Below are 4,098 nucleotides of genomic sequence, written 5' to 3' on the forward strand. Positions count from 1 at the left end.
CGAAAACCGTATAACTCATTGAATCTCAAGGAGTTTTCCGTTTCGACTGCGCCGGAAGTGGGGCGAATTATAGACCTCTGGAATCTGCCGTCAACCGTTAATTTCGCTTTTCTTTCAATAACTTGCAGATCGATTAAAAAACATCCAAAAGGGCTCTATATAAGGAAGGAAATACGCTTCTTCTATATAGAAGGAGAAGTCAGAGCACCCCTTCCGCTTTCAACGCTGCCACTGTACCGGCGCCCAAACCCAGCACGCGCTGCAAAACCTCCAGCGTATGCTCACCCAATAAAGGAGGAGCGCGGCGATATTCGACCGGCGTCTGCGACATCCGAATAGGACTCGCCACCTGAGGCACCATCCCCGCCAGCGCATGGGGCAACTCGATCGCCAGCCCGCGCGCCTTCACCTGCGGATCCTCAAACACCTGGGAAAGATCATTGATCGGCCCACAAGGCACTCCCGCCTGCTCCAATTGAGCCACCCACTCAGCAGTAGTTTTGAAAACCGTCGCCTGACGAATCAGCGGTATCAACACCGCCCGGTTCGCTACCCGCAACTTATTAGTCACAAAACGCGGATCGTCAGCCCACTGCGGCTGCCCCGCCACTTCTGCGAACTTGCGGAACTGACTATCGTTACCCACGGTAAGGATGAAATCCCCATCCGCCGTAGGAAAGTCCTGATAAGGCACGATGTTCGGATGCGCATTGCCCAAACGCTTGGGTGCATTGCCGGTAGTCAGGTAGTTCATCGCCTGATTAGCCAGGCAGGCCACCTGTACATCCAGCAACGCCATGTCGATATGCTGACCACCACCGTCATGATCGCGATGAGCCAGTGCCGCCAGTATCGCCACCGTCGAATACAGACCGGTGAGAATATCCGTCAGCGCCACACCCACCTTTACAGGCCCGGCACCCTCATCACCCTCAGGCCGGCCGGTCAGACTCATCAACCCGCCCAGCCCCTGGATCATGAAGTCATAACCCGCACGTTTGGCATACGGCCCGGTCTGGCCGAACCCTGTAATCGAGCAATAGATCAGATCCGGATTGATCGTCTTCAGTGACTCATAATCCAGGCCATAAGCGGCGAGCCCACCGACCTTGAAGTTCTCGATCAGAATGTCCGACTTGGCCGCAAGCTCCCGCACCAGCTTCTGCCCTTCAGGGCGGGTGAAGTCGATGGTCACCGATTGCTTGTTGCGGTTGGCCGACAGGTAGTAAGCCGCCTCCGACGTATTCTCGCCAAACGCGTCTTTAAGGAAGGGCGGCCCCCAGGCGCGCGTGTCGTCGCCATTGCCCGGGCGCTCGACCTTGATCACCTCGGCGCCAAGGTCGGCGAGGATCTGCCCGGCCCATGGCCCGGCCAACACTCGCGATAAATCCAGTACCCGCAGATGCGACAGCGCGCCCATGGTCGCTCTCCTATTAATAGAACGCCTGCAGACCGGTTTGCGCACGCCCGAGGATCAGCGCGTGAACGTCATGAGTACCTTCATAGGTATTCACCACTTCCAGGTTAACCAGATGACGGGCCACGCCGAATTCATCGGAGATACCATTGCCGCCCAGCATGTCGCGGGCCATACGAGCAATATCCAGCGACTTGCCGCACGAGTTGCGCTTCATGATCGAAGTGATTTCTACCGCAGCGGTGCCTTCATCCTTCATACGACCCAGACGCAGGCAGCCTTGCAGGGCCAGAGTGATCTCGGTCTGCATGTCGGCCAGCTTCTTCTGAATCAGCTGAGTAGCGGCCAATGGGCGACCGAACTGCTGACGATCCAGGGTGTATTGGCGAGCGGTGTGCCAGCAGAACTCGGCGGCGCCCAGTGCGCCCCAAGAGATACCGTAGCGTGCGGAGTTGAGGCAGGTGAACGGGCCTTTCAGACCGCGCACGTCCGGGAAGATGTTCTCTTCCGGCACAAACACGTTGTCCATGACGATTTCACCGGTGATCGATGCACGCAGGCCGACCTTGCCGTGAATCGCCGGAGCACTCAGGCCTTTCCAGCCTTTCTCCAGCACGAAGCCACGGATATCGCCGGCATCGTCTTTGGCCCAGACCACGAATACATCGGCGATCGGACTGTTGGTGATCCACATCTTCGCGCCGGTCAGGCTGTAGCCGCCGTCGACTTTGCGCGCACGAGTAATCATCGCGCCTGGATCGGAACCGTGGTTAGGCTCGGTCAGACCGAAGCAGCCGATCCATTCGCCGGATGCCAGTTTCGGCAGGTATTTCTGTTTCTGCGCTTCGGTGCCGAACTCATTGATCGGCACCATCACCAACGAAGACTGCACGCTCATCATCGAGCGGTAGCCGGAGTCGACGCGCTCGACTTCACGAGCGATCAGACCGTAGCTGACATAGTTGAGGCCGCTGCCACCATACTGTTCCGGGATGGTAGCGCCCAACAGGCCGACTTCGCCCATTTCGCGGAAGATCGCCGGGTCAGTTTTCTCATGACGGAAAGCTTCGAGAACACGCGGCGCGAGGCTCTGTTGAGCGAACTGCTCGGCGGTGTCGCGGATCATGCGCTCTTCTTCGGTGAGCTGTTGATCCAGCAGCAGGGGATCGATCCAGTTGAAGCTAGCTTTACCGCCCATGAGTGTGTCCTCGCAAATCGGGTGAATTAACGTGGCATTGATCCTAGGCGCGGTTCGCCGTCGCGGCAAACGAGGATTTCGCATTCTGTTGTGCTAATTTCTCACTCCGAAACGTCGCGAGATGCCTTTTATGCGGCTCATTAGTGAGGTTGACGTACATGCGCAGGAAGATCCCCAGCACCACCGCCCTGATCAGCTTCGAAGCTGCCGCTCGCCACGAAAGCTTTACCAAGGCCGCCGAAGAACTTTCCCTCACCCAAGGCGCCATTTGCCGACAGATCGCCAGCCTGGAGGACTTCCTGAGCGTGGAGCTGTTCCGACGCTCGCGGCGAGGCGTGAAGCTGACCGAAGCAGGACTTTCCTACAGCCGCCGCGTCGCCACGCAACTTGATGCAGTCGAACGCGACACCCTCTCAGTGATGGGCCAGCAAGGCACCAATGTGATCGAACTGGCGGTCGTGCCGACCTTCGGCACCCAATGGCTGCTGCCGCGTCTCAAGGATTTTCAACTCAAGCATCCGGAAGTCACGGTCAACCTGACCAACCGCACCCGCCCCTTTCTGTTTGCCGATACCGAATTCGACGCAGCGATCTACTTCGGCGATGCCGATTGGTCGGGTACCGAATCTCACAGGCTGATGGGCGAAAATCCGATGCCAGTGTGCAGCCCCGCCCTACTCGGCAGCAGGACGCATCTGACACCCGACGAGATTGCCGAGTTGCCGCTACTGCAACAGACCACCCGCCCCTACGCCTGGCGCCAATGGTTCAACTCTCAGCACCTGAACATCCCCCGCGACATGACAGGTCCACGCTACGAGCTATTCTCCATGCTGGCCCAGGCAGCCATGCACGACATGGGTATCGCGCTAATTCCACCGTTCCTGATTCAGCGCGAACTGACTGAGAAACGCCTGGTGATCGCCAACCCGAATGCGCTCTCCAGTATCAAGGCGTATTACCTGATGATTCCGGAGCGGAAAGTCGAATCGGCGTCGCTCAAGGCTTTTCGCGACTGGTTGGTAAATCAGGCAAACAGCTACAGCCTAGAGGAATAGAGGCTTTCAACGATTACTAACCCGGTAGTCAGGAAACCCAAAGCCCTACAGATATAATTATTTGTCGCAAAATCGCAGACTGTATCCGAAAGTCGTACAGACGTCCCACAAGCGCCTGCGGACGTGGCTTTGAGCCTCCATGCACGACTCATTACGGCCTATTCACGCCGCCGATGAGAAAATTTTTCAAATTCAGCCAGAATCCTTACAAGGCACGGCCTGCAAGGGATTCAGCTGGCCATCTGCGACATTCGGTCACGGGATGACTTGTAGTTAATTTTCCGTCACCCGTCATAATCCCTTGAAGGGCATAAAGTTCGCCTGCAAAATGCCGCGCCCCGCCCCGATTTGGCGGGATCGTGCTGATCGGCCGCCCCAGTCGCACCATCCGCAGTGCCTGGGTTTACTCAATAAGATCACGCAGG

Annotated in this window: 3 protein-coding genes; 1 reads left to right on the top strand and 2 read right to left on the bottom strand. The window is 57.5% G+C overall.

The features are described 5' to 3' along the window. Positions 1–199: 199 nt before the first annotated feature. Complete coding sequence (locus tag ACIONG_RS18260; protein WP_401301687.1) at positions 200–1,420, bottom strand: CaiB/BaiF CoA transferase family protein; 1,221 nt, start codon at positions 1,418–1,420, stop codon at positions 200–202. 13 nt (positions 1,421–1,433) lie between these two features. Beyond that, the gene (locus ACIONG_RS18265) at positions 1,434–2,615 is read right to left on the bottom strand and encodes an acyl-CoA dehydrogenase (RefSeq protein ID WP_007953903.1); all 1,182 of its coding nucleotides are present in this window, start codon (positions 2,613–2,615) and stop codon (positions 1,434–1,436) included. A gap of 158 nt (positions 2,616–2,773) precedes the next feature. On the opposite strand from ACIONG_RS18265, the gene ACIONG_RS18270 reads away from it, so the two are divergent. Then, the gene (locus ACIONG_RS18270; protein WP_401301689.1) at positions 2,774–3,673 is read left to right on the top strand and encodes a LysR family transcriptional regulator; all 900 of its coding nucleotides are present in this window, start codon (positions 2,774–2,776) and stop codon (positions 3,671–3,673) included. The last annotated feature ends 425 nt before the right edge of the window (positions 3,674–4,098 follow it).

The organism is Pseudomonas sp. NPDC087817, from assembly GCF_044742875.1.
Classification (GTDB): domain Bacteria; phylum Pseudomonadota; class Gammaproteobacteria; order Pseudomonadales; family Pseudomonadaceae; genus Aquipseudomonas.